Genomic DNA, 1,477 nt, shown 5'->3' with positions numbered 1-1,477 from the left:
GTTCGCCGTACGGGCTGAGGTTGAAGTAGCGCCGGTTGCGGTCGAGCACGGCGAAGGCCTCGCGGCAGACGGCGAGCGTGTCCGCCATCGCCTCCGGGCGGACGAAGTCCGGGTTGTCCGCCGAGGTGTGGTACTCGGGGTACCCGGCGTACGGGGTCCGGCCGAGCGAGCCCACGCCGAGGTCGAACCCGGGCGAGCAGTACTGCCGCTCGTCGTAGCCGTACGGGGTGAACTCGACCACGTCGTGGGGGCGTTCGGAGGTGCGCAGGACGTGCCGCAGCACCCGGTCGATCTCCGCGTCGCCGCGCCTGCTCTGCTTGTACGTCAGCCGGCCCCGGTCGCCGGCGCAGGCCAGCACCAGACCGTGCTTGACGCGCTCGATGCGATCGGCGTTGCGGGCCAGCCAGGTGATCGCCCCGATCGTGCCGGGGGCGTAGACGAACCGGTAGGTGTACCAGGGCGTCCGCTCCGCCAACTCCCGTGCCAGGAACGTCGCCACCGCGATGCCGGCCAGGTTGTCGTTGGCCAGCGAGGGGTGGCAGACGTGGCAGGAGACGATCACCTCGTCGGCGACCTGCCCGGGGACGACGTGCTCGGCGTAGGTGAGGTGGCCGTCCGTGAGGGTGGAGTCGATGCGCACCTCGTAGTCGCCGTCCGGCAGCCCGTCCAGGGTCTCCTGGGCGAGGCAGAACCCCCAGTCAGGCGTGTAGTAGCTGGTGCGGTACGGCACCCAGGTCGGGTGGTCGGGCAGGGTGTGCAGGTGGGCGCGCAGCTCGGACCGCGGCATGGTCGCGGCCACCGGCACGCTGTAGCCGAGCACGTGCAGGCTGGACGCGGCGAAGTCGACGACCCGGTTCCCGGCGCTGTCGGCGACGTAGGCGTCCCGGATGTTCCACTCCTGCGGCACCGTCCAGTCGAGCACCTGCGTCCCGGTCGGCACCTCGTGCACCCGCAGCGGGACGTACTCGCCGACGATCTCCAGGGTGGCGCGCACGCCGTCGCCGGTGATGCTCCGGCACAGCGGGTACAGCCGCTCCACCAGGGCGTGCATCTCCTCGCCTGGCGTGCTCACCGGCGCCACCGCAGGGTGTCGTCGACGGCGCCGGCCTCGGAGGCCGCGCGCAGCACGGCGAGCCGGGTGAAGCGGCGCTCGAAGTCCTGCCGGGTCAGCCCGAACCGCTGGTAGGCGTCGGCGAGTTCGAGCGCGCCCTGCTTGACCGTCCACTCGCACTCGAAGCCGGGCAGCGCGGCGCGGAACCGGGAGAAGTCCACCCGGTACGACCGCGGATCGGCACCGGTCTCCCCGGTGATCACCACCTCCGAGCCCGCCACCGCCTCGGTGACCTGCGCGGCGATCTCGGCGACCGTGACGTTGTTGACCTCGCTGCCGATGTTGAACGCCCGGTCGTGCACTGCCTCGCGCGGCGCGGTCAGCGCGGCGGCGAAGGCCCGCGCGATGTCGCCGGCGTGCACCAGC

Annotated in this window: 1 protein-coding gene and 1 pseudogene; both read right to left on the bottom strand. The window is 72.3% G+C overall.

Annotated features, from left to right (window positions below; genetic code table 11):
- The coding region (locus AB0O00_RS39165; RefSeq protein ID WP_363659441.1) for a DUF4910 domain-containing protein at positions 1 to 1,081 on the bottom strand (1,081 nt) is incomplete at its 3' end.
- Positions 1,069 to 1,477: pseudogene (locus AB0O00_RS39160) on the bottom strand (NAD-dependent dehydratase); the annotation flags it as partial. The pseudogene AB0O00_RS39160 and the gene AB0O00_RS39165, both read right to left, overlap by 13 nt.

The sequence above is a fragment of the Kitasatospora sp. NPDC093558 genome, from assembly GCF_040683475.1.
Lineage (GTDB): Bacteria > Actinomycetota > Actinomycetes > Streptomycetales > Streptomycetaceae > Kitasatospora.
The sequence above is the reverse complement of the archived record's forward strand: the minus strand, read 5'-3'. Positions and strand labels throughout refer to the sequence as shown.